21 protein-coding genes are annotated in these 23,352 nt (G+C 66.0%); 13 read left to right on the forward strand and 8 right to left on the reverse strand.

What is annotated here, in order from left to right:
- Window positions 1-3 precede the first annotated feature (3 nt).
- The 3 genes from M3I54_RS00330 to M3I54_RS00340 are packed head-to-tail and all read left to right on the forward strand — an operon-like array spanning window position 4 to window position 3,657.
- Window positions 4-2,361, forward strand: coding sequence for a DUF802 domain-containing protein (locus M3I54_RS00330; protein ID WP_254332096.1), 2,358 nt, complete (start codon window positions 4-6; stop codon window positions 2,359-2,361).
- Window positions 2,358-3,005, forward strand: coding sequence for an OmpA family protein (locus M3I54_RS00335; protein WP_254332097.1), 648 nt, complete (start codon window positions 2,358-2,360; stop codon window positions 3,003-3,005). The genes M3I54_RS00330 and M3I54_RS00335 overlap by 4 nt, the downstream gene beginning before the upstream one ends.
- On the forward strand, window positions 2,995-3,657 hold the full coding sequence (locus tag M3I54_RS00340) for a DUF2894 domain-containing protein (protein ID WP_254332098.1): 663 nt from the start codon (window positions 2,995-2,997) through the stop codon (window positions 3,655-3,657). Before M3I54_RS00335 ends, M3I54_RS00340 begins: the two co-directional genes overlap by 11 nt.
- A 5-nt stretch (window positions 3,658-3,662) precedes the next feature.
- Here the strand turns inward: M3I54_RS00340 and M3I54_RS00345 are convergent, their stop codons facing one another.
- The 3 genes from M3I54_RS00345 to M3I54_RS00355 all read right to left on the reverse strand — a co-directional run bounded on the left by M3I54_RS00345 (window position 3,663) and on the right by M3I54_RS00355 (window position 6,959).
- Window positions 3,663-4,784 carry a 3-deoxy-7-phosphoheptulonate synthase gene (locus tag M3I54_RS00345; RefSeq protein ID WP_254332100.1) on the reverse strand — a complete coding sequence of 374 codons (1,122 nt, stop codon included), beginning with the start codon at window positions 4,782-4,784 and terminating at the stop codon, window positions 3,663-3,665.
- Window positions 4,785-4,951: 167 nt separating this feature from the next.
- Window positions 4,952-5,959 carry a sterol desaturase family protein gene (locus M3I54_RS00350; RefSeq protein ID WP_254332102.1) on the reverse strand — a complete coding sequence of 336 codons (1,008 nt, stop codon included), beginning with the start codon at window positions 5,957-5,959 and terminating at the stop codon, window positions 4,952-4,954.
- A gap of 13 nt (window positions 5,960-5,972) precedes the next feature.
- Window positions 5,973-6,959 (reverse strand): beta-propeller fold lactonase family protein, encoded by a 987-nt coding sequence (locus tag M3I54_RS00355; RefSeq protein WP_375542071.1) that lies wholly within the window; start codon window positions 6,957-6,959, stop codon window positions 5,973-5,975.
- A 237-nt stretch (window positions 6,960-7,196) separates the two neighbouring features.
- On the opposite strand from M3I54_RS00355, the gene M3I54_RS00360 reads away from it, so the two are divergent.
- Entirely contained in the window at window positions 7,197-8,522 is a 1,326-nt protein-coding gene (locus tag M3I54_RS00360) for an Nramp family divalent metal transporter (protein WP_254332104.1), read from the forward strand.
- Between the two features lie 227 nt (window positions 8,523-8,749).
- On the forward strand, window positions 8,750-10,225 hold the full coding sequence (zwf, locus tag M3I54_RS00365) for a glucose-6-phosphate dehydrogenase (protein ID WP_254332106.1): 1,476 nt from the start codon (window positions 8,750-8,752) through the stop codon (window positions 10,223-10,225).
- A 51-nt stretch (window positions 10,226-10,276) separates the two neighbouring features.
- Here the strand turns inward: zwf and M3I54_RS00370 are convergent, their stop codons facing one another.
- Both M3I54_RS00370 and M3I54_RS00375 read right to left on the reverse strand, forming a co-directional pair.
- Entirely contained in the window at window positions 10,277-10,426 is a 150-nt protein-coding gene (locus tag M3I54_RS00370) for a hypothetical protein (RefSeq protein ID WP_254332108.1), read from the reverse strand.
- Between the two features lie 66 nt (window positions 10,427-10,492).
- On the reverse strand, window positions 10,493-10,909 hold the full coding sequence (locus M3I54_RS00375) for a MarR family winged helix-turn-helix transcriptional regulator (RefSeq protein WP_254332314.1): 417 nt from the start codon (window positions 10,907-10,909) through the stop codon (window positions 10,493-10,495).
- A gap of 202 nt (window positions 10,910-11,111) precedes the next feature.
- Between M3I54_RS00375 and M3I54_RS00380 the strand changes: the two genes are divergently transcribed.
- Together M3I54_RS00380 and M3I54_RS00385 are read left to right on the forward strand one after the other, a co-directional pair.
- Window positions 11,112-12,176 carry an alcohol dehydrogenase gene (locus tag M3I54_RS00380; RefSeq protein WP_254332316.1) on the forward strand — a complete coding sequence of 355 codons (1,065 nt, stop codon included), beginning with the start codon at window positions 11,112-11,114 and terminating at the stop codon, window positions 12,174-12,176.
- 318 nt (window positions 12,177-12,494) lie between these two features.
- Window positions 12,495-14,630, forward strand: coding sequence for a tetratricopeptide repeat protein (locus M3I54_RS00385; RefSeq protein WP_254332109.1), 2,136 nt, complete (start codon window positions 12,495-12,497; stop codon window positions 14,628-14,630).
- Window positions 14,631-14,675: 45 nt separating this feature from the next.
- Here the strand turns inward: M3I54_RS00385 and M3I54_RS00390 are convergent, their stop codons facing one another.
- A complete protein-coding gene (locus tag M3I54_RS00390) occupies window positions 14,676-14,894 on the reverse strand; it encodes a hypothetical protein (protein WP_028206128.1) in 219 nt (72 codons plus the stop codon).
- 187 nt (window positions 14,895-15,081) lie between these two features.
- Here M3I54_RS00390 and M3I54_RS00395 point away from each other — a divergent pair, with 187 nt between their 5' ends.
- From M3I54_RS00395 to M3I54_RS00410, 4 genes are all read left to right on the forward strand, one after another.
- Entirely contained in the window at window positions 15,082-15,429 is a 348-nt protein-coding gene (locus M3I54_RS00395; RefSeq protein WP_254332110.1) for a DUF1330 domain-containing protein, read from the forward strand.
- A 157-nt stretch (window positions 15,430-15,586) separates the two neighbouring features.
- Complete coding sequence (locus M3I54_RS00400; protein ID WP_254332111.1) at window positions 15,587-16,048, forward strand: hypothetical protein; 462 nt, start codon at window positions 15,587-15,589, stop codon at window positions 16,046-16,048.
- Between the two features lie 78 nt (window positions 16,049-16,126).
- On the forward strand, window positions 16,127-18,256 hold the full coding sequence (locus M3I54_RS00405; RefSeq protein WP_254332112.1) for a phosphocholine-specific phospholipase C: 2,130 nt from the start codon (window positions 16,127-16,129) through the stop codon (window positions 18,254-18,256).
- A 304-nt stretch (window positions 18,257-18,560) separates the two neighbouring features.
- Complete coding sequence (locus tag M3I54_RS00410; protein WP_201700195.1) at window positions 18,561-20,003, forward strand: NAD-dependent succinate-semialdehyde dehydrogenase; 1,443 nt, start codon at window positions 18,561-18,563, stop codon at window positions 20,001-20,003.
- 35 nt (window positions 20,004-20,038) lie between these two features.
- Here M3I54_RS00410 and M3I54_RS00415 read toward each other — a convergent pair whose 3' ends face one another.
- The gene (locus M3I54_RS00415) at window positions 20,039-20,437 is read right to left on the reverse strand and encodes a GFA family protein (protein ID WP_254332114.1); all 399 of its coding nucleotides are present in this window, start codon (window positions 20,435-20,437) and stop codon (window positions 20,039-20,041) included.
- 215 nt (window positions 20,438-20,652) lie between these two features.
- On the opposite strand from M3I54_RS00415, the gene M3I54_RS00420 reads away from it, so the two are divergent.
- Both M3I54_RS00420 and M3I54_RS00425 read left to right on the forward strand, forming a co-directional pair.
- The gene (locus M3I54_RS00420) at window positions 20,653-21,711 is read left to right on the forward strand and encodes a catalase family peroxidase (RefSeq protein ID WP_254332116.1); all 1,059 of its coding nucleotides are present in this window, start codon (window positions 20,653-20,655) and stop codon (window positions 21,709-21,711) included.
- Entirely contained in the window at window positions 21,708-22,253 is a 546-nt protein-coding gene (locus M3I54_RS00425) for a cytochrome b (protein ID WP_254332118.1), read from the forward strand. Before M3I54_RS00420 ends, M3I54_RS00425 begins: the two co-directional genes overlap by 4 nt.
- Window positions 22,254-22,300: 47 nt before the next feature.
- Here the strand turns inward: M3I54_RS00425 and kdgT are convergent, their stop codons facing one another.
- Window positions 22,301-23,317 (reverse strand): 2-keto-3-deoxygluconate transporter, encoded by a 1,017-nt coding sequence (gene kdgT, locus M3I54_RS00430; RefSeq protein WP_254332120.1) that lies wholly within the window; start codon window positions 23,315-23,317, stop codon window positions 22,301-22,303.
- Between the last annotated feature and the right edge of the window lie 35 nt (window positions 23,318-23,352).

The following is a 23,352-nucleotide window of genomic DNA, read 5'->3' on the forward strand; positions in this document are numbered from 1 at the left end:
GCTATGTCCCGATTTCGCATTGAACCTGTTGTCTTCGTCGTGGGTCTCGCCGCCGTGTGCTGGATCGGCGCCGGCTACGCGGTCACGAACCCGCTTGCGAGCGCCGTCACGCTACTGATCGGCGCGTGCTATGTCACGGGCGCCTGGGAGCTCTATCGCTTTCAGCAGGCCACGACCACGCTCGCCCAGGGCATCGCGCAACTGAACGCGCCGCCCGCGCGCCTGGCCGGCTGGCTCGACACGCTACATCCGGGCCTGCGCAATGCCGTGCGTGCGCGCATCGAAGGCGAGCGCGTGGCCCTGCCGGGCCCGGCGCTCGCGCCCTACCTCACGGGCCTGCTCGTGCTGCTCGGCATGCTCGGCACGCTGCTCGGCATGGTCGTCACGCTCAAGGGCACGGGCGCGGCGCTGGAAAGCGCCACCGACCTCGACGCCATCCGTGCCTCGCTCGCCGCGCCGGTGAACGGTCTCGGCTTTGCGTTCGGCACCTCGATCGCGGGTGTGGCCACCTCCGCGATGCTCGGCCTGCTCTCCGCGCTTTGCCGCCGTGAACGCATCGAAGCCGCGCAGCAGCTCGACGTGAGGATCGCGACGACGCTGCGCGCTTTCTCGCCTGCCCATCAGCGCGAAGCCTCGTTCAAGCTGCTGCAGCGCCAGGCCGACGCCATGCCCGCGCTGGTCGACAAGCTTGGCGCGCTGATGACGCTGATCGAACGCCAGGGCGCTGCGCAGCACGAACAGCAGATCGCGACCCAACAGGCCTTTGCCGCGAACGCCGAAGCCGCCTGGAACCGCCTCGCGGCTTCCGTGGGCCAGTCACTCAAGTCGAGCGCCGCCGAAAGCGCACGCGCCGCCGGCGCGGCGCTGCAGCCCGTAGTCGAAGCGACCATGGCGGGCCTCGCGCGCGAATCGGCGTCGATGCAGGGCGCGCTCACGCAAGCGGTGCAGCAGCAGCTCGAAGGGCTCGCGAGCGGCTTCGCGGCATCGACGGCGAACGTCGCCGACATCTGGAACCGCGCGCTCGCGCAGCACCGCCAGACCAACGAAGCGCTAGCCGCCGACCTGGGCGGCGCGCTGGAGCGCTTCAACGCAAGCTTCGAGCAACGTGCCGCGGGGCTGCTCGATGGCGTGTCGACGCGCTTCGAGAGCGCATCGGGAACGATGTCGCAGGCGTGGCAGGCGGCGCTCGAACAGCAAGCGCGCGCCGGCGAAGAACTCGCCGCAGGCAACCAGCAGGCGCTCGCCACGGCGGCGGCGACGTTCGAACAGCACTCGGCATCGCTGCTGCGCGCAGTCGATGCATCCCACGCGGAGCTGCAGACGAAGCTCGGCGCGCGCGACGAAGCGCGGCTCGCAAGCTGGGCCGAAGCGCTCGCGGCGATGGCCGCCACGTTGCGCACGGAGTGGGAAGCAACCAGCGCGGTTTCGGCCCAACGTCAGCAGGAAATCTGCGCGACGCTCGCGCAAACCGCGAGCGATATCGCCGCGCAGTCGCAGCAGCACGCGAGCAAGACGATCGCCGAGATCGATCGTCTGGTCGAAGCGGCCGCCGAGGCTCCAAAGGCCGCCGCAAACCTGCATGCGGAAATCTCTTCGCGCGACGAGCAACGCCTCGAAGCATGGAGCGCGTCGCTTGCCACGATGTCGGCCGCATTGCGCAAGGAATGGGAAGCCACGAGCGCGGCCACCGCGCAGCGCCAGCAGGAAATCTGCGCAACGCTCGCCCAGACCGCCAGCGACATCACCACGCAATCGCAGGCCCATAACGTCAGCACGATCGCCGAAATCGGCAGCCTCGTGCAGGCCGCGTCGGTCGCACCGCAGGCAGCAGCCGAAGTCATCGCCGAACTGCGCCAGAGACTTTCGGACAGCATGGTCCGCGACACCGCGATGCTCGACGAGCGCAACCGCCTGCTCGCCACGCTCGAAACGCTGCTCGACGCCGTGAACCGCGCCTCCACCGAGCAGCGCTCGGCGATCGACGCGCTCGTCTCCACATCGTCGGAGTTGCTGACGCGCGTGGGCGGCCAGTTCAGCGCGAACGTCGAAGCCGGGAGCGGCAAGCTGGGCGCGATCGCCGCGCAGGTGAGCGGCAGCGCAGTGGAAGTGGCGAGCCTCGGCGACGCGTTCGGCGCGGCCGTGAGCGTGTTTGGCGAATCGAACGACAAACTCGTCGCGCATCTGGAGCGCATCGAGGCCGCGCTCGACAAGTCGCTCGCGCGCAGCGACGACCAGCTCGCCTACTACGTGGCGCAGGCGCGTGAGGTCATCGACCTGAGCATGCTGTCGCAGAAGCAGATCGTCGAGAACCTGCAGCAACTCGCGAGCCAGCGCGCCACTGCCGGAGCGGACGCGGCATGAACGACGACATCGACGGCGGCGCGGCCCCCGCTGCGCCGGTCTGGCCCGCATTCGCCGACTTGATGTCGGTGCTGCTGGGCGCGTTCCTGCTGATCCTCGTGGGCGTGGTGGGCATGCAGCTCGAACTGTCGAGCCGGCTCGCGAACGAGGTGAAACAGCGCAAGGCCGAAACGGAGCGCCGCAAGACGCTCGAAGAGGCGCTTGCGGGCCCGCTCGCGGCGGGGCGCGTGACGCTCGTGAATGGACGCATCGGCATTAGCGGCAGCGTGCTGTTCGCGCTGAACTCGGACCAGTTGACGCCGCAAGGCCGCGATCTGCTCAAGAGCCTCGCCGGGCCGCTCACGGCGTATCTGAAGAGCCGCGACGAAATCCTGATGGTTAGCGGATTCGCCGACGACCAGCAAGTGCACGCAGGCAACCGCCGCTTCGCCGACAACTGGGAGCTTTCGGCCGAACGCGCGCTGACGGTCACGCGCTCGTTCATCGACGCGGGCGTTCCCGCGTCGTCGGTGTTCGCGGCGGCGTTCGGCTCCGAGCAGCCGGTGAGCGCCAACACCGACGAGGCTGGCCGCGCGAAGAACCGCCGCGTGGAGATCGCGCCGGTGCCGCGGCCGACCGTCGGCGAGGGCAAGCATGGCCAATGATGCGGGCCCGCGGTTCACACAAGCGGCCGCACGCGCCGCCGCGCCCGACGCACGCGCCCTGCTCGACGCCTGGCGCGCCCGCGGCGCGGACCAGCTCGACCCGGTGCGCTTTCACTTCATCGAGGCGCTGGAGCGCCGCGCCGCCGCACACGCGGGCGAAGCGCGCCGGCTCATCGACGCGCGACTCGCACAAGTGCTCAACGCCTTTGCCGACGACCTCGCGCGCGAGGCATCGAAAATCACGCACGGGCTCGGCGACGATACGGCGAGAAGCGAACTGGGCCGCCTCGTCGATTCGCTCGCGCGGGCGGAACCCGCACAACCGGCGACACGCGTGCGGCACGAGCCGGACCCGGAGCTGGTCGAATACTTCCGGCAGACGTGGTCGCGCGTGCGCTCCGAAAAGCAGCTGCGGCAGTCGCTAGACCAGGTACCCAGAAACGCCGGGCCGCTCAATTCGAGCAGCCTCGTGCATCGCGCGCTCTCGCTCATGCGCGAAGTGTCGCCGGGGTATCTGCAGCAATTTCTCGCCTACGCCGATGCGCTTTCGTCGCTCGAGCAGCTGAATGCGAGTGTGGGGGTTGCGGCGCCGGTGAAGGAAGCGCCGCGGGCAACGTCCGCGAAGAAAAGCTCACGCGGAAAGGGGCGTTAGCGCCCTCACCGCAGCTTGCGCCGCTCCCGCACCGCCTGCGCCAGCCCATCCAGCACAGGCGCCGTCTGCGCCCAGCTGATGCACGCATCGGTGATCGAGACGCCGCGCTTGAGCGGCACGCCCGGCTTCTGATCCTGGCGCCCCTCTTCGAGATGGCTCTCGATCATCACGCCGACAATGCGCTTGTCGCCGCCCGCCAGTTGGACGCCGATATCGCGCGCCACGTCGATCTGGCGCTGATGCGCCTTGTTCGAGTTCGCGTGCGAGCAGTCGATCATGACCTGCTCGCGCAGCCCCGCCTTCGCGAGCGACGCGCAGCACGCCGCCACGGAAGCCGCATCGTAATTCGGTCCGCTCTTGCCGCCGCGCAGAATCACGTGGCAGTCGTCGTTGCCGCGCGTTTCGAAGATCGCGGCCATGCCCATCTTCGTCATGCCCATGAACGCGTGGCTCGCGCGCGCTGCGACGATGGCGTCGGCGGCCACCTGCACGCCGCCGTCGGTGCCGTTCTTGAAGCCGATCGGGCATGAAAGGCCCGAGGCGAGCTGCCGGTGGCTCTGGCTTTCCGTCGTGCGCGCGCCGATCGCGCCCCACGCCACGAGGTCGGCGATGAATTGCGGGCTCAGCAGATCGAGGAATTCCGTGGCCGTGGGCAGGCCGAGCGCGTTGATGTCGAGCAGCAGCTGGCGCGCGGCGCGCAGGCCCTCGTTGATGCGGAAGCTGCCATCCAGACGCGGGTCGTTGATATAGCCCTTCCAGCCCACCGTGGTGCGCGGCTTCTCGAAGTACACGCGCATGACGATCAGCAGGTCGTCCTCGAGCGTATCGGCCTTCGCCTTGAGCAGCTTCGCGTATTCGATCGCCTGGTCGTGGTCGTGGATCGAGCACGGGCCCACCACCACCACGAGCCGGTCGTCGCGCTGCGCGAGCACTTCGGCGATCTCGCCGCGGCTCGTTTCGACGAGCGTTTGCGTCTCCTGCGGCACCGGCAGCTCGTCGAGCAGCAGCGCGGGCGAGATGAGCGGCCGCACGGCGCCGATGCGCGTGTCGTCGATGCGGGTCGTGTCCTGGGTAGCGTCGGCCACGCCGACTTCCTGGTCGTGCTGCGGATTGTCGATACGGCTCAAGATGTTCTCCAACTGCGCTTTTGACGCGCGCATCATGCATGTGTGGGGGATGAATGCGTGATTATCGCATCCGGCGCGCCAGCGGCATCCCGAAACGTCATCCTGAAACGAAACGAGGCGGCCCGAAGACCGCCTCGCACGAGGAACCACAACGAACGCCGCGCAGATTAGCGCGCCGCGTCTCCCAGCGGATACCCCTTGCCCGCGAGGCGCCGCGCGATGCGCACGAGCGCAAACCACTGCTGCGCGAGCAGGCCTTCGCCATAGTTCGCGCCTCGGCCGTGCGGCGCGGCCAACTGGTCGCGAATACCGGTAGGCTCATGCTCCTTGTTCCACGATGCCGTGCGGAACATCACGTCCCACCACGGAAACAGCACGCCGAAGTTGCAGCCGTAGCGCGTGCCTTCGTGGCCGTAGCCGATCGCATGATGGCGGCGATGAAACGCCGGGCTCACCACGATGCGCTCGAGCAGCCAGCCAAAGTCGAGCCGCGCGTTCACGTGCTGCACGCTTTGCATGAAGTTGCTCACGGCCACGAGCACGACGAACTGCGAGGGCGGCACGCCGATAAAGAGCGAGATACCCGCAAAGAACGCGGCCTGAATGATGTCGTCGATGAAATGGTTGCGATCGTCGCACCACAGCGACATCTGCTGCTGGCTGTGATGCACGGCGTGCAGTTCCCACCACACGCCGAAGCGATGCTGCCAGCGGTGATACCAGTAGCCCGCGAAGTCGAGCACGACGAGATAGATCAGGAACGACACGAGCGGCTTGTCGGTCACGCCGGGCCAGAGGCTGTCCACGTCGATGTTCGGCACGCTGTAGATCGCCATCAGGCTCTGCCAGTGATTGAACAATGGCGTGAGCAGAAAGAAGAACGCGATGTTCAGAATGCCGAGTTTCGCGATCCACGTGTACCAGACGTCGGCGCGCAGCGCCCGGCGATTGCCCCAGTCTTCCGCGGGCCGCAGCGCTTCGAGCGGGCGCAGCAGCACATACGAGGCGCAGATCTGAAGCGCGCCGACGATCACCCAGTAGAGCGCGTCGTAAGTGTCCTCGTCGTAGCCCATCAGGCCGACCTTGTAGAAGATCGGCTGCACCACGTCCACGTAGACGAGCGTCTGCAGCCACGAAACGAGGTTGTCGGCCTGCGAAATCAGCGTATCGAGCATCGAGAGGCCTCAATCAATCCGGGTTCGGCGCGTACACCGGCGCACTGTTCGCAAAGTAGATGCCGTGCGGCGAGCGGCCCACCGCGATCGTATCGATCAGCTTGCGCGTGTTCAGGTCGATGATGCCCACGTGCTTCGCGAAACGGAACGTCACCCAAAGGTAACGCTTGTCTGCCGAAAGTTCCATGTCGTCGGGGCCGGGGCGCAGGCCCGTGATGTCGGCAACTTTCGTGAGCGTCGTGTAGTCGAGAATGCTGATCGTGCTCTCCACGCGATTCGACACGGCGATATGTTTGCCATCGTCGAGATTGCGGAAGTTATGCGCGCCGCGGCCAGTCTGGATCTTTTTCACGACCGTGCGGTTGTGCCAGTCCACCACGGCCACGTTGTCCTCGCCCGTCATGCCCACGAGCAGGTACTTGTCGCCCGGGGTCATCCACAGGCCCGCGGGCGTGTTGCCCACTGGCAGCTTCCAGAGCACCGTTTGCGTCGGCAGATCGATCGCGGCCACTTCGCCCGTGTCCTGGAGCGTGACGAACGCCGTTTTGTTATCGGAGGCGAACGTGATGTGGCTCGGCGTTTTCGCCAGCGGAATGCGCTTTGCGAGCGTGAGGTTCTGACCGTCGTAGTGATAGATGTCCACGCGGTCGAGTCGCAGGCCCGCGGTCACGAACCATTTGTGGTCGGGCGAGAAGCCAAGCTGATACGGATCTTCAATGCCTTCCAGACGGCGCTGTATCTGCCCCGTATGCGGGTCGAGGAACAGCAGGTCGTTCGACACCGAGTCGGCGACGATGAGCGACTTGCCATCGGGCGTGATCATCAGGTGATGCGGTTCCTTGCCCGTGGGTTCGGTGCCGACCACCGTGCGGCTCGCCTGGTCGATAAGCGTGAGCTTCGCCTCGCCCGAGTCGAGCACGATGACCTTGTCGTCGGCGTGGGCGAGCGCGCCCCATGCGAGGCCGCCCATCAGCAGCGCAGTCGCGAGCGTTTTTTTCATGTGAGCCGGTGTAAACGAAAAGATCGGGAATTCAGGCATTTCGTAAGGGAAAGAGAGCAGCGACGGCGCGCCGCGCCGGTTTGTGCTGAGATAGTGCCAAGGCAGGCGCGCGGATTGCCTGCTTAACGCGTGAGGGCCCGATTCCGATGACGCACTTTCAACGTATTCGCAAATCTTCGATGCGTGCCATAGGGCGATGGGCTGCGCATACAGACCCCGGCACGCGCGAGAAGTTGCATGGATCATCGCGCCCGCGATGACGAGGCGCAGCGCGCTCCCGACGGCCTCACCCGCAGCACGGCCGCCGCAGTGCGCGAAGCGCTCGAAGGACGCCGCCGCGGCGTCGCCCTTCTGCTGCCGCTTGCGGGTCCGGCCGTGGTCGTTTCCGTTGCCTATATCGACCCCGGCAATATCGCGACCAACATCCAGGCCGGTGCCCGCTACGGCTACGCGCTGCTATGGGTCGTGCTGCTCGCCAACGTCATCGCCATGCTGTTTCAGGGGCTTTCCGCAAAGCTCGGCATCGCCACGGGGCGCAATCTCGCCGAACTCTGCCGCGACAGTCTGCCCGCGCCGCTCGTGTGGCTCATGTGGATCGTGAGCGAGATCGCGGCCATGGCCACCGATCTTGCCGAATTCCTCGGCGGCGCGATCGGCCTTGCGCTTCTCTTTCATCTGCCGCTGCTCGCCGGTATGGCAGTGACAGCCGTCGTGACCTACGCGCTGCTGTTCCTCCAGCGCGCGGGCTTCCGGCCGCTCGAGCTGCTAATCGGCGCGCTCGTGGGCGTGATCGGCATTTGCTATGTTCTGGAGCTTTTCATCACGCCGATCGAGTGGCAGAGCCTGCTGCGCCACCTCGCCACGCCACGCTTGCCCGACGCGCAAGCCGTGACGATCGCGGTGGGCATCATCGGCGCAACGGTCATGCCGCATGCGCTCTTTTTGCACTCGGGGCTCACCCAGGCGCGTGTGCTCGCGCGCAACGACGCCGAGCGCAAACGCCTCGTGAAGTTTTCTAACGTCGAGGTCGTGGTCGCGCTTTCGGTGGCCGGGCTCATCAACATGGCGATGGTGGTGATGGCCTCCGGCGCGTTCCACCAGGGTTATGCGGATGTCGCCGAAATCGAGACCGCCTACCGCACGCTCGCGCCGCTGCTGGGCGCGGCGGCCGCCAGCATCTTCCTCGTCTCGCTGATCGCCTCGGGCATTTCGAGTTCGGTGGTCGGCACACTCGCGGGGCAGATGATCATGCAAGGCTTCGTGAACTTTCGCATTCCGCTGTGGCTGCGCCGCGCGGTGACGATGGTGCCGAGTTTTATCGTGGTGGCACTGGGCGTGAACGCCACCGAGGCGCTCGTCATGAGTCAGGTCGTGCTGAGCCTCGCCCTGCCGTTCCCGATGGCCGCGCTCGTGTGGTTCACGTGCCGCCGCGATGTGATGGGACCCCATCGCAACCGCGCGCTCACGGCTGTGGGAGCCTTGGCGGGCGCGGTCGCGGTGCTCTCGCTCAATGTCCTGCTGGTGCTCACGACCTTCGGCGTGGCGGTGCCGGGGCTCGGGTAAAGATCGGCGCAATGCCGCGCGATGCATGCATGAACGGCCGGTCGGTTTATCGACGAAGACGTCTCGCGCAACGCCTCGTTCGCGCTATGCGTGCAAACTCGCACAAAACCATGCACCATTAGCGTTTTCGCCGCGCCCCGCTCTTGCGACGGGTGCGGGTTTTGCAACCGCGCGCTAGCGGTCGTGCTCAACAGCGTTACGCGAGCGCGCGTCACCTCCGACCTGCCATGACGAATCAGCCTGCCCAAGCCTTGCCCGAACAGCCCGTCGACATGATCATTTTCGGCGGCGGAGGCGACCTGGCCGCGCGCAAACTGCTGCCCGCGCTCTACATGGCGCACCTGCACGGCAACCTGCCGCCGGAAACGCGCATCATCGCCGTGGGCCGCAAGAACTGGACGATCGACGACTATCGCAAGTTCATGGAAGAGCAATCGCGTCCGTTCATCGACGCGAAAGCGTTCGACGCGCAAGCGTGGGACCGCTATCTGAGCCTGTTCCAGTACGTGATCATCGACGTGAACGATCCCGTCAATTACGCGAACCTGAAGGCGGCGTCGCGCGAGCATGCACTGCGCGTGTTCTATCTCTCGACTTCGCCGGAACTGTTCACGACGATTTGCGACAACCTCACGGCGGGCGGTCTGATCGACGGCAGCTCGCGCGTGGTGCTCGAAAAGCCGCTCGGCCACGATCTCGCCTCGGCGCAGGAGATCAACGAGTCGGTGGGCCGGCATTTCGCCGAATCGCAGATCTACCGGATCGACCACTATCTGGGCAAGGAAACGGTGCAGAACCTGATGGTGCTGCGCTTCGGCAATCCGATCTTCGGGCCGCTGTGGCAGGCGCCGTACATCCGCAGCGTGCAGATCACGGTGGCGGAAACGGTGGGCGTGGGCAGCCGCGCGGGCTTCTACGATCACACGGGCGCGCTGCGCGACATGGTGCAGAACCACCTGCTGCAACTGCTGTGCATCGTGGCAATGGAGCCGCCCGTCTCGCTCGACCCCAACGCCGTGCGCGACGAGAAGCTCAAGGTGCTGCGCTCGCTGCGCCCCATGTCGCTCGCCGATATCGCGCGCGACACCGTGCGCGGCCAGTACGCTGCGGGCGCCGTGGACGGCCAGCCGGTGAAGGGTTATCTGCAGGAAGACAACGTGCCGCCCGACAGCAAGGCGGAAACGTTCGTGTCGCTGCGCGCGAACATCAACAACTGGCGCTGGGCCAACGTGCCGTTCTTCCTGCGCACGGGCAAGCGCATGCAGAACCGCCAGTCGGAAATCGTGATCGAATTCGCGGACCTGCCGTTCTCGATCTTCCCGAGCGGTCCGCGCCATTACGGCAACCGTCTCGTGATTCAGCTTCAGCCGGAAGAGTCGATCCAGTTGCAGATGCTCGCGAAGGAACCGGGCAGCGGCATGAACATGCTGCCCGTGAGCCTGAATCTCGACCTGCAGCAGGCCATTCCCGAGCGCCGCGCCGAGGCCTACGAGCGCTTGCTGATCGACGTGATCCGCGGCCGCCTCACGCACTTCATGCGCCGCGACGAACTGGAAGCCGCATGGACGTGGGTCGAGCCGATTCTGAACGGCTGGAAGGAACTGAACGATCGCCCGCGCACGTACACGGCGGGCACCTTCGGGCCGGCGGCATCGTCAGCGCTGCTCGCGCGCGAAAACATGTCGTGGGCCGAAGAGATGTAATGTGACCGAGCGCGAGCGCCGCGCCGCATGCGGGGCGCTCGCAGCATGGCTTTAGTGGTCGACCGAATCAGGACGAAAAAGATCGAAGCCGGCGAACACGATCACGCCACTCAGCGCGATCAACGGCACCGAATGGCGCCCGAGAAAAAGAACCGCGGCCGCAAGCCAGGTTGAAATACAGAAAGCGCCGATGCGCCGCATGATGCCACTCCCTACTCTTTAGTGCCCTTCTGAAGCGCTGATGCGCGTAACGCGCGCCGCGCGCTTTCAGCCCAACGTGGCGCGCGCCGTGCGCAGGCGCGACACCGTATCCACAAACGCCTCGCCGCCGAGCGTGCGCTTCAGGCGGCTCGCGACCGTCGCGCTCGCGGCATTGAGCGCCTCGCGAATCGCAATGGCCTGCGCCGTGGGCACGATCGCCACTTCGCGACCGTCGCCATCCGTGCGCTGGCGCTCCACATAGCCGCGCGCCTCCAGGCCGTCGAGCACGCGCGTGGCCGTGGGCCGCGCGATGGAAAGCAGATCGGCCAGTTCGCGCTGCGGCGAACCGGGACGCTCCAGCACGGCGCGCAACATGAAACCCTGCGGCGGCGTTAGCTCGAAGCGCTCGAACGCTTGCGCCCATTCGCGCTCCAGGCGCCGCGCGAGTGCCGTGGTGTTGAAGTAAAGGCAATGATCGAACATGCGCACAGCATAACTCAATATAGTTAGCTATGCAACGATATAGGTCTCATGCACAGGTCGGCCTTCTGACCAATCAAGCGCGCAGCAGCACAAATAGAACGACCGGACGGATTTATATCGCATCGGCTATGATGCAAAGACGCTGCAATCGCCTGGCCGTGCCTGGCCGCCGTACACAACACTCACGGAGACATCGATGCAAATGCGCTGTTACTGCGTTATCCATCACGGCAAGCCGCTCGAACTGGTCGAGCGCGACGTGCCCGAGCCCAAGGGCACCGAGGTGTTGCTGCGCGTGAAGGCCGCGGGGCTGTGCCACTCCGATCTGCATATCTGGGAGGGCTATTACGACCTGGGCGGCGGCAAGAAGCTCTCGCTCGCCGACCGCGGCATCAAGCTGCCGCTCACGCCGAGCCATGAAATCTGCGGCGAGGTCGCGGCGCTCGGCCCCGACGCGCAAACCGCGCCGGAAGCGCTCGCGGCGGGCACGTCGGCCGTCGTGCATCCGTGGATCGGCTGCGGCGAATGCGCGGCCTGCAAGCGCGGCGAAGAGAATATCTGCGCGAAGCCGCAGTCGCTCGGCGTACTGCGTGACGGCGGCTTTGCGGATTATGTGATCGTGCCGCATCCGCGCTATCTCGTGGACCTCGCCGGCCTCGATCCCGCGAAGGCCGCGCCGCTCGCCTGCGCGGGCGTCACGACGTATTCGGCAGTGAAGAAGTTCGGCGCGCGCATCCATGACGGCCCCGTGGTCGTGATCGGCGCGGGCGGCCTTGGCATGATGGCACTCGAAGTGCTCAAGGCGATCGGCGCACAAGGCGCGATCGTGGTGGACGTGGACCCCGCCAAGCGCGAAGCCGCGCTTGCGGCGGGCGCGCTCGCGGCCATCGATGCGCGCGCGGACGATGCCGTGCAACAGATCATCGCCGCAACGGGCGGCGGCGCACGAGCGGTGCTCGACCTCGTGGGCGCGACGCCCACCGTCAAGCTCGCGCTCGACGCCTGCGCGCGCGGCGGCCACGTGGTGATCGTCGGGCTGATGGGCGGCGACCTCACGTTCTCGCTGCCCATCATCCCGATGCGGCCGCTGAAGATCGAGGGCAGCTACGTGGGCACACTGCCCGAGCTGCGCGAACTCGTGACGCTGATGCGCGAAGGCAAGATGCAGCCCTCGCCGGTCTCTATTCGACCGCTCACGGAAATCAACGAGGCGTTCGATGCGCTCGTGCGGGGCAAGGTGGTCGGGCGGCAGGTGCTGGTGCCCTGATACGCGCCATCGCGCGCGGCCCGGTTCGCCGCGCGCGATGGCATATCGTTCGGAAGTCTAATCAATCGGGCAGGTTGGCCCACGGCGACGATCCCCTTTCTACGCGCCGGGAACGCCCCCTTACAGTCTACCCACGGCGTCCGCTCCATTCGCAAGCGATCTGCAAGCGTTTCCGGGCCAGATATGCTTATCGCCCGAATAAGCGCACCGGATGCGCTCAATTCGCACCGTTGACTGAGCACGAGCTGTCGTAATCTCGACACTGCCGCATTGTCCGTGTCGCCCACGCGCCGCGCCCCGTCTCTTACGATTTTCACTGTGACCATTTCGACGCCCCTCGCGCCCGCCCCCGACGACATCCTGCGCGAAGCCAATGCGCACTGCGAAGCGCACCGCTTTGCCGACGCGCTTGCGTTGCTCGAACCGCATGTCGGCGGCCAACACGGGGCAACGGACGACGCCGCGCTCGCGCCGGCGCTCAATCTCGCGGCGCTGAGCGCAATGGGCACGGGCGACGCGGCGCGCGCCCAGGCGTTGTGGCAGCGCTGCCTCGCGGCAAAGCCCGACTTCGCGCAGGCGTACAGCGGTCTCGGCGCACTCTTTGCGGCGCTCGGCGTCCTCGATCAAGCCCAGGCGCTCTATGAACGGCTGCTGAGCCTGGCGCCCGCCGACGCCGACGCACGCAGCAATCTGGGCGTCGTCCTGCAGCGCCAGACGCGCCACGCCGAAGCGGAAGCTGCCTTTCGCGCTGTGCTCGCGGACTGCCCTGCTCACGCCGACGCCCACTACAACCTCGGCCTCCTGCTGCAGGGACAAGGCCGCCACGCAGAAGCCGAAAGCGCGTTTCGCGGCGCCATCGCCGCGAATGCGCGCCATGCGAAGGCGTACAACGCGCTCGGCACACTGCTGCGGGATAAGGCGCGCGGCGACGAGGCCGCCGAGGCCTTTCGGCAGGCCCTGCTGATCCACCCGCAGTATCCGGAGGCGCTCAACAATCTCGCCACGCTGCTCAAGGCGTCCGGCAAGCTCACCGAAGCGGAACTCGCGGTTCGCCTGGCGCTGCAGATTCGCCCCAATTTCATCGATGCGCTGAACAACCTCGGTTGCGTGCTCACCGACCTCAAGCGCGTACCCGAGGCGGAGGTGGCTTTCCGCCAGACGCTCGCACTCGCGCCGAACCACGCCGAAGCGCAGTACAACCTCGGCGTCGCGCTGCATACGCTCGAGCGGCTACCCGAGGCCGAGGCGGCGTATCGCGAGACGCTGCGCCGCCTGCCGGGCCGCGTCGAGGCTTATAACAATCTCGGCTGTGTGCTGATGGCGCTCGGGCGCCGCGGCGAAGCGCTCGAGGTGCTCCATGAAGCCGTGGCCGTACGGCCCGATTTCGCCGAGGCGCACTTCAATATCGCGAGCTTGCACAAGGAGTACGGCCGGCTCGACGAAGCGGAGGCCGGCTACCGCCGCGCGCTTGCTACGAACCCCGAATACGGCGACGCGAAATTCCGCCTCGCCACGCTGCTCATCAGCATGGGCCGCTTCGAAGAAGGCTTCGCGCGCTACGAATGCCGCTATACGATGCCCGGTTTCGTGCATCACGCGACGCAACGTCTGCTGCAATGTCCCGCGTGGCACGGCGAGCCGCTCGCTGGCAAATCGCTGCTGCTGTGGCAGGAAGACGGCCTCGGCGACATGCTGCAATTCGGGCGCTATGCGCGCGTGCTCAAGGCGCAGGGCGCGGCGCACGTCGCGTTCGCCTGCCAGCCGCCCCTGCATCGGCTCTTTCGCGGCGTGGAAGGCATCGACGCCGTGCTCGACCACGAAGCCGGCGCGGCTGCAGCCGGCCACTTCGACTACTGGGTGAGCCCGATCAGCGCGCCGCACCGTCTAGGCACGACGATGGAGACGATCCCCGCGCCGCTCGTCTATACGCCCGAGCCCGCGCTCGTCGAGCACTGGGGCGCGCGCCTCGCCACGCTCTCGCCAGGCCGGCGCATCGGCATCGTCTGGAAGGGCAACCCGAAGCATTTCAACGACGCGCACCGCTCGCTACCCTCGCTTGCCGCGCTCGCTCCGCTCTGGAACCTGCCGGACGTGCAGTTCGTGAGCCTGCAAAAAGGTCAGGGAGAAGACGAGGCGCAGAATCCGCCGGCAAGCCTGCCTCTGCTGCACCTCGGCACCGATGTGGGCGATTTCGTCGATACCGCGGCGATCATCGCGCAGCTCGATCTCGTGATTTGCGTGGATACGTCCACGGCGCATCTGGCGGCGTCGCTCGGCAAGCCGTGCTGGGTGCTGCTGCCGCAGTACGACCTGGACTGGCGCTGGATGCACGACCGCGAAGATTCGCCGTGGTATCCGGGCACGATCCGCCTGTTCCGCCAGCGCATGAACGAAGCATGGAGCGCCGTAGTGGAGCGCGTGCGCGCGGCGTGCGCGGAGCGCTTCGGCGTTTGAAACGGGGTTTGAAAATCCGGGGGATGCGAGAGGTGCTCGCGCGCCTCAATCCCAGATGTTGCGGAACGCCACGGCGGCGATCACCGGCACGCACATCACGAGCGGAATGGCGAAGTACGGAATCTCCAGATCGACGACCCACTTGTAGACGATCCAGCCGATACCCAGCGCGAGCGTAAGCACGCCAACGAGCGCCGTGAGGGTGTTCAGCAGCCACGTGGGCGGCTGCTTGCGCGCGGGTTTATTCTCGGGTGACGGGTTCATGGCGGCGGTGGCGAAAAGCGAAAACGTCTCGGTCCGGACTTCGGATGGTGTGTATTTTACCCCGCCGCACGCCTTCAGCCTAAGCCCGACGCAGCGGCGCCTTTACCTGCCAGGTAATCGATTCCCTACCCAGCGCGCCCTATTCTCGTAAGCGTTGACCCGCCCTTTCACGCTCACGAGACCTGCCATGACCGCCTACGCCATTGCCCATCTGCGCGACGTCGAACCTTGCCCCGCCATCGTCGAATATCTGGAGAAGATCGACGCCACGCTCGCCCCTTTCGGCGGCCGTTTCATCATTCACGGTGGACGCGTGGAGCAGCTCGAGGGCAAGTTTTCCGGCGACCTCATCATGATCGAATTCGCCAGCCGCGAGATCGCGCGCGCGTGGTATCGCTCCAGCGCCTATCGAGCGATCCTGCCGCTGCGCGCGGAGCACTCGCGCGGCGAAGTGTTCCTGATCGATCAAGTCGCGATGCCGCATCGCGCGACCGACGTGCTGCGTCCCGCTCACGAAATCGGCTCCGCGAAGTGAAAGCTTTTCGTTAGCTGACCACCGGCAGCGAATGCTTTTCGCACAGCACGTTTGCAAAGGAAATTCATCGCCTGCAAACGTTTTCGTGCATTTCACAATTCTTTCTTCAACGACGGCGAAACTGTGCGCGCCCCATCCCCACAGAACGGATGCGCACATGAGAATACGCCTTCCCAAGCGCGTGTCGACGACCCTGTCGACCGCGACGATCGTTGTACTCACAACCATCATGCTCGATGCATGCGGCCCGGGCTACGGCTCGTCGGCGGCTTCGCCGACGCCGGATACATCGGAAAACCAGAGCGCCGCAGCGCAATCGCCATTGGCGAATAGCGCGCGGATAGTGCCGTTGCCAACGTCCGACACAAACACGCCGGCGAGCACGTCGGCGAACGCCTCAACGAACACCTCGACGAACCCGAGCGCCATACCCGCTTATGGCGCGAACGCGGCAACCGCCGCGAACACCGCGAGCGACCCCGTGCAAGGCGCACAGGCCAGCCTCGCCGCCGACAGCGACCAGGTCACGCCAGTCTTGAGCTACGCGCCTGGAGACAGCGCGCAGACCCAGGCCAGCAACGGCAACGATTCAAGCAGTCCCGCAACGTCCAGCCATTGAAGCATTGCACCTGCGTGCCCGTGGGCCAGTACGCCGTCGGGCACGACACTCCAACCCCAAGCAGAAAGGTGAGCAACAATGACGTCAAACAGCCGTCGCCGTTTCCTGCAGACCGTCGCGCAATCGGGCGCCGCCGCCGCAGCGATGACCGTTCTTCCCGAGTCGATCCGCAATGCGCTGGCCATTCCGGCCAATTCGCGCACGGGCACGATCCGCGATGTCGAGCACATCGTCGTGTTCATGCAGGAGAACCGTTCGTTCGACCATTACTTCGGCCATATGCGCGGCGTGCGCGGCTATAACGACCGCCTGCCCATTGCGCTGCCGGGCGGCCTGCCGGTGTGGTATCAGCCTTCGAAGGAAGACGCCACGAAGCCCGTGCTGCCGTTCCACCTCGACACGTTCAAGACGAGCGCGCAATGCGTGGGCGACCTCGACCACTCGTGGTACCCGACGCAGTACGCGATCAACAACGGTCTGTACAACCAGTGGCCGCAGTACAAGACCGACATGACGATGGGCTATTACCTGCGCGCGGACATCCCGTTCCACTACGCGCTGGCCGACGCCTTCACGGTGTGCGACAACTACTTCTGCTCGCTGCCTGGCCCGACGCACCCGAACCGCTCGTATCTCATGACCGGCATGGTCGATCCGAGCGGCACGATGGGCGGCCCGCTGCTCGACAACAACGATTTCGTGGACGGCGACGTGCCGCCGACGTATCAACTGCTTTCGTGGACGACCTACCCCGAGCGCCTGCAGGCCGCCGGCGTCTCCTGGCAGATCTACCAGCAGGGCACGAACGGCAGCGACCCGCTGAACGGCAACTACGGCACGAACATCCTGCAGAACTTCGCGAATTTCATCAACGCGCAGCCCGGCTCGGCGCTCTACCAGCGCGCGCAAACGGTGCGCACCATCGCCGACCTGAAAAACGACGTACTCCAGAACAATTTGCCGCAAGTCTCGTGGCTGCTGCCGCCGGCCGCGTTCTCGGAGCATCCGAAGTACACGCCGGCCTATGGCGCGGAATACACCTCGCAGATCATCGAAGCGCTGACTTCGAACCCCGACGTGTGGAGCAAGACCGTGCTCTTCATCATGTATGACGAGAACGATGGCTTCTTCGACCATATCGTGCCGCCGCAGCCGCCCACGACGTCCACGCAGGGCAAGTCGACGGTGAACGTGGACGGCGAGATCCACGACGTGGTCAACCCGCTGCGCGGCGGCAAATACACCGCCGACGGCCTGCCCTATGGCCTGGGACCGCGCGTGCCGATGACGGTCGTCTCGCCGTGGACCAAGGGCGGCTTCGTCTGCTCGCAGGTGTTCGACCACACTTCGGTGATCCGCTTCATCGAGGCGCGTTTCGGCGTGCAGGAGCCCAACATCACGGCGTGGCGCCGCGCGGTGTGCGGCGACCTCACCACGTGCTTCGACTTCCGCACGCCCGACGCCACGATGCCCACGCTGCCCGACACGAGCAACTACATGACGCTCGCCGACAACCAGTGCTCGGCCAACTCGGCGCCCACGGTGCCGGCCACGCCGCTGCCGATCGACGCGCAGGAGCCCGGCGTGCGCTACGCGCGCGCGCTGCCCTACGAGCTTCATGTGAACGCGAAGCCCGAAGCGCAGAACAACACGCTTTCGATCACGTTCGCGAACAAGGGCCGTCAGGGCGCGCACTTCTACGTGTACGGCACGAACCGCAGTGACGGCCCGTGGCGCTATACGGTCGAAGCGGGCAAGTCGCTCGACGACACGTGGGACCTGAGCGTGACGAACGGCGTCTATGCGTTCGAGGTGCATGGCCCGAACGGCTTCCTGCGCCGCTTTGCGGGTACGGCCGCGCAATCGGGTCCGGGCAAGTCTGGCCGCGCACCGGCGCCTGCCGTGACTGCGCACTACGACGTGGCCAACGGCAACCTCTTCCTCAGGTTCTCGAACGCGGGCAGCAGCGTCGCGCACCTGAACGTGAGCGACAACGCCTATGGCGCGCACGAGCGCAACGTGGTCGTGCCGGCCGGCGCTCAAGTCGACGAAGTCTGGGTCCTCGCCGCGAGCCATCACTGGTACGACCTCACGGTCACGAGCCGCGACGACGCCACGTTCGCCTGGCGCTTCGCCGGACACATCGAGAACGGCCGGCCGAGCATCAGCGACCCCGCGGCCGTTGCGCCGGTCACGAAGCTGAGCTGAGCCCGACGCAAGACACGGCCTTACGATTTCTTTTCTGTTTCCCTATTTGCGGCGCCTTCGGGCGCCGCTTTTTTTTCCTGTCTTCTTCGTGGCCAACGCAACGCTCGAGTTTTGACCCGTTGATGCGCTTCTTCTCATAGTGTGGGTTAAAAAGGGCCAACGTATCCTTCGCAATGGCACGCCCTGCAGCATCTGCGAACCAGTGGCACAATGGGCGCTCCGCATTTTCCGGCTCCCGCCTGCGCGCTTTGCCGTGCGCGCGGCGGGAGCCTGTCGTTGAACCGTTGAAAAGGATCGTCCCATCATGAGTTCCAGCGTGAAGCCCTATCCCAACACCCAGATCTACATCGACGGCGCATGGCGCGCCGGCGCGAAGACGATTGCTGTGATCGACCCCGCGACCGAAGCGGAAATCGGCCGCCTGAGCCTCGCAAGCGAGCAGGACCTTTCGGATGCGGCCACCGCAGCCGAGCGCGCCTTCCGCGAATGGCGCAAGGTCTCGCCGCTCGAGCGCAGCAAGCTCATGCGCCGCGCCGCGCAACTGCTGCGCGATCGCGCAGACGACATCGCCGCGATCATGACGCGCGAGCAGGGCAAGCCGTTTGGCGAAGCGAAGCTCGAAACGCTCGCAGGCGGCGACACGATCGACTGGTTCGCCGAAGAAGGCCGCCGCACGTACGGCCGCGTGATCCCGTCGCGTTCGGACGCCGTTCGCCAGATCGTCACGCGCGAGCCGGTGGGTCCGGTCGCCGCGTTCACGCCCTGGAACTTCCCGCTCAACCAGGCCGTGCGCAAGGTGTCGGCCGCGCTCGCCTCGGGCTGTACCGTCGTGCTCAAGGGACCGGAAGAAACGCCGGCCAGCTGCGCCGAACTCGTGAAGGTGTTCGCCGACGCGGGCCTGCCCGCAGGCGTGCTGAACCTCGTGTTCGGCGTGCCTTCGGAAGTGTCGTCGTACCTGATCGCGCATCCGGCGATCCGCAAGATCTCGTTCACGGGCTCGACGCCGGTGGGCAAGCTGCTCGCCTCGAAGGCCGGCGAGCACATGAAGCGCGCGACGATGGAACTGGGCGGCCACGCCCCCGCCATCGTGTTCGCCGACGCCGACGTGCCGCGCGCCGCGAAGCTGCTCGCGAGCGCGAAGTTCCGCAACGCGGGTCAGGTTTGCATCTCGCCCACGCGCTTCATGGTGGAAGACGCCGCGTATGACGAGTTCGTCGAGCACTTCGTCGCGACGACGCGCGCGATCAAGGTGGGCAACGGTCTCGAAGACGGCGTGCAGATGGGCCCGCTCGCGAATGATCGCCGCCTCGCCGCAATGGAACGCCTCGTGGCCGATGCGCGCGAACAGGGCGCGAAGGTGCTGACGGGCGGCGAGCGCGTGGGCCGCGAAGGCTACTTCTTCGCGCCGACTGTGCTCACCGACGTGCCGCTTTCCGCGCGCATCATGAACGAAGAGCCGTTCGGCCCGATCGCGCCGATCTCGCGTTTCTCGAGCTACAAGGACGCGATCGTCGAAGCGAACCGTCTGCCGTACGGTCTCGCCGCGTATGCCTACACGCGTTCGAGCGCGACCTCGGCCGCACTCTCCGACGACGTGGAAACCGGCATGCTGTCGATCAACCATCATGGCCTCGCCCTGCCGGAAACGCCGTTTGGCGGCGTGAAGGATTCGGGTTACGGCTCGGAAGGCGGCAGCGAAGCGATGGAAGCCTATCTCGTCACGAAGTTCGTTTCCGAGCATCGTTGATCGCTTCACGCTGAAAACGCGCGCGCTTTTCCGGCTTACGGTGCGGGAAGCGCACGCGGATAGTGCGGCAAGCCGTCCGCGAGTTGCACCCAGGCAAGCTTTTGCGAGGTCCAGCTGTGATTGTCGGGCGGCGCGTCGTCGGGACGATCGAGCGTGCCTGTCGCAACGTCGATCTCGCCCGCGAACGTCGCATGCCGGTAGGTGAGCGGCGTGCCGCAATCGGCGCAGAACGCGCGCTCGACGCCCGGACTCGACGCATGCGTTTTCGTTGCGCCCGCAACGAGCCGGAACGCACTCCAGGGCACGCTGATCCAGCCGACGAACGGCGCGCCCGTTGCGCGCCGGCAATCCACGCAATGGCACACCGTGCTGCCAACCGGCGCAGCCGAAATCTGGTAGCGGACCTTGCCGCATAAACAGCCGCCAGTCAGCATCGCTCTCTCCTTCGTGCACCTGATCTGCTCAACGCTTTCAGCGGTGTAAGCTCGAGCATGGTTGCACGATTTTGCTTCGCGCATGGAATAAAACGCGCAGACGTGTTGTTGACGCCAGTAACGCCCCTGGCGCCATCGACTGGATCCATCATGCACACACTCGCACACATTTCGCTTTCGCTTGCGTTGCAGCGCGCGCACGCCGGAGCACGCCCGTGAACCGCACCTCGATCTGCGTGCCATGCCGGCTCGCGGCCATCGCTGCCGTGGTGGGTTGCGCTGGCGCGGCGTTTGCATGGACGGCCGGTTGGCTTACGCCGAATCGCATAACCGCGCCGCACATCATCAATACGTTCGAGTCGAACTACGGTATCCATACGGGCTATCGGCGCAATCACGCCAAGGGACTCTGCGTGGAAGGCTGGTTCGAAAGCAACGGAAACGGCGCGCAAGTCTCGCGAGCGGCGGTGTTCGCGCCAGGACGCACGCCCGTGATTGGACGCTTCGCCATTCCCGGCAGCAACCCTGCCGCGCCGGACGCGAGCACGCCCGTGCGCAGCATGGCGCTACTCTTCCAGTTGCAGGACGGCGAGCAGTGGCGCACCGGCATGAATTCCGTGCCAATCTTCGTCGTTCGCACCCCGAAGCAGTTCTATAGCCAACTGGTCGCCTCGAAACCGGATCCGGCAACGGGCAAGCCCGACCCCGCGAAGCTCGACGCCTTCTTCCAGGCGAACCCGGAAACGCTGCCGTTCCGCACGTGGCTGAAGGCGCACCCGCCCTCCTCCAGTTTCGCTAACACGGCGTTCTACAGCGTCAATGCGTTCATCGCGACCGACGCCGCCGGCAACCCGCATGCCGTGCGCTGGCAGACCGTGCCCGAAGTGGCCTACGCACCGCAAACGCCCGCAGAAAAAGCCGACCCGAACTTCCTCGCCGACGACTTTTCCACGCGTTTCGCTGGGGGGCCGCTACGTTGGCATCTGGTGCTCACGGTCGCAGCACCCGGCGACCCCACGAACGACGCCACCCAGTCATGGCCCGCGGACCGCCAGCAGATCGACGCCGGCACACTGGTATTGCAGCGTGCCGAACCGCAAGCCAACGGCATGTGCCGCGACGTGAATTACGATCCGACCATCTTGCCGAGCGGCCTGAAGCCTTCGGACGACCCCTTGCTCGCCGCCCGTTCGGCAGCGTATTCCGTTTCGTTCAATCGACGCACGCGTGAGGAAGCCAACCTCGCGCAAACGCATGGAGGCGCGCAGCCATGAAACAACCGGGCCAACACTTCAGCGCACTCCAGCGCCTTCTGCATTGGTCGATGGCAATCCTGATCGTCACGATGCTGTTCGTTGGCGTGGGAATGGTCTCGACCGTCTCGAGGCTGCATGACACCCTGCTCGCGCTCCACCGGCCGCTGGGTATCGCGCTGCTCGCGCTCGTGCTCCTGCGCCTGGCCGTGCGGCTCACGCGCGGCGCGCCCCCCTTGCCCGCCGATCTGCCCATATGGCAGCGCCTTGGCGCGCACGCCTCGCATCTCGTGCTCTATGCGTTGATGATCGCCATGCCGCTGATCGGCTGGTCGATGCTATCCGCGGGCGGCTATCCCATCGTGATGTTCGGCGGCGTGCACCTTCCGCCGATTGTGCCGCATGACGTCACACTTTATGCATGGCTGCGCGCCGCGCATACGTGGCTTGCCATGGCGCTCTACGCGACCGTCCTGCTGCATCTGGGCGCCGCGCTCTTTCACGCGCTCATTCGCCGCGACGGCGTGCTCGGCAGCATGGCGCGCGGCGAGGCACGCAGCTGACGCAAGGTTCCTGCGCGTGGAAAGCGCGCGGGGACCTCGCCTGTGAATCAAACGTGGGCATCGCGCCCCGCGACGGGCGGCACGGGCGGTTCCATGAGTTCCTGAAGCAGCGCATCGCGCGCGCTTCGGCGGCGCACCCACAGCGCCGTGAGCATCGGCACGAGTATCGCGGTCACGAGGCAGGCAGTGGCGACCATCGCCGTTGCCGCCGGCACGAGCGGCTTGAAGCGCGGAATCATCTCGCCGATGATGGCCGGATTCGCTACCGCCGCACCCGCCGTGGACGAAGCCGCGAGCCCCGCGGCACCGTTGCCGCCCGCAATCAGGCGATCGGCAAGAATCAGCGGAATGCCGGTCACGACGATCACGCCAAGCCCAAGCAACACGCCCGGGATGCCGCTCGTGACGATTACGTTGAGATCGATGCCGTTGCCGAGCGCAAAGCCAAAGAACGGAATGAGCGGATGCACGCAGCGGCCGAACAGTTCGCGCAGATCGCTATCGAGATTGCCTAAGGCAAACCCGATCAGAAACGGCAGCACGGCGCCGACGAAAAGCCGCGGCTCGAAAAAGGCCACGCCAGTCGCGCCGAGGATGATCATGCTGACGAGCGGCCCCGACTCGACCGACATCAGCACAAACGCGCCCGCCTCTTCCTTCGTGCCGTATTGCTGCATCACGGCTGCGTAGAGACCGCCGTTGGTCATGTCCATCGAGGTCGTGATGGCGAGCACCGAGAGCCCGGCAAAGAGCCCGGTTTGCACGCCGTCAACGGGGATGAAATGCGCGGCGACCAGCGTGGCGACCCAGGCCACGATCATCTTCGTGACGAGCAGCGTGCCGGACTTGCGCAGCACGGTGCCGGTCGCGCGCAGGTCGATGGTCGCGCCCATGCAGAAGAACCACACGGCGAGAATCGGGACGGTGCCGGTGATCAATCCATTGGTGAACGAACCAAAGTACTTGCCAGCGCCGGGCGCGAACGTATGAACACAGGCGCCGAGCAGCAACGGCACCAGCATCAGGCCGCCTGGTATGCGGTCTATGGCCTTCTTCAGTTTCATGCCTCCTCCGTGGACTTTGCATCCGGTTGCCGGAT

It is taken from the genome of Paraburkholderia sp. CNPSo 3274 (assembly GCF_024206475.1).
Taxonomy (GTDB): Bacteria; Pseudomonadota; Gammaproteobacteria; order Burkholderiales; family Burkholderiaceae; genus Paraburkholderia.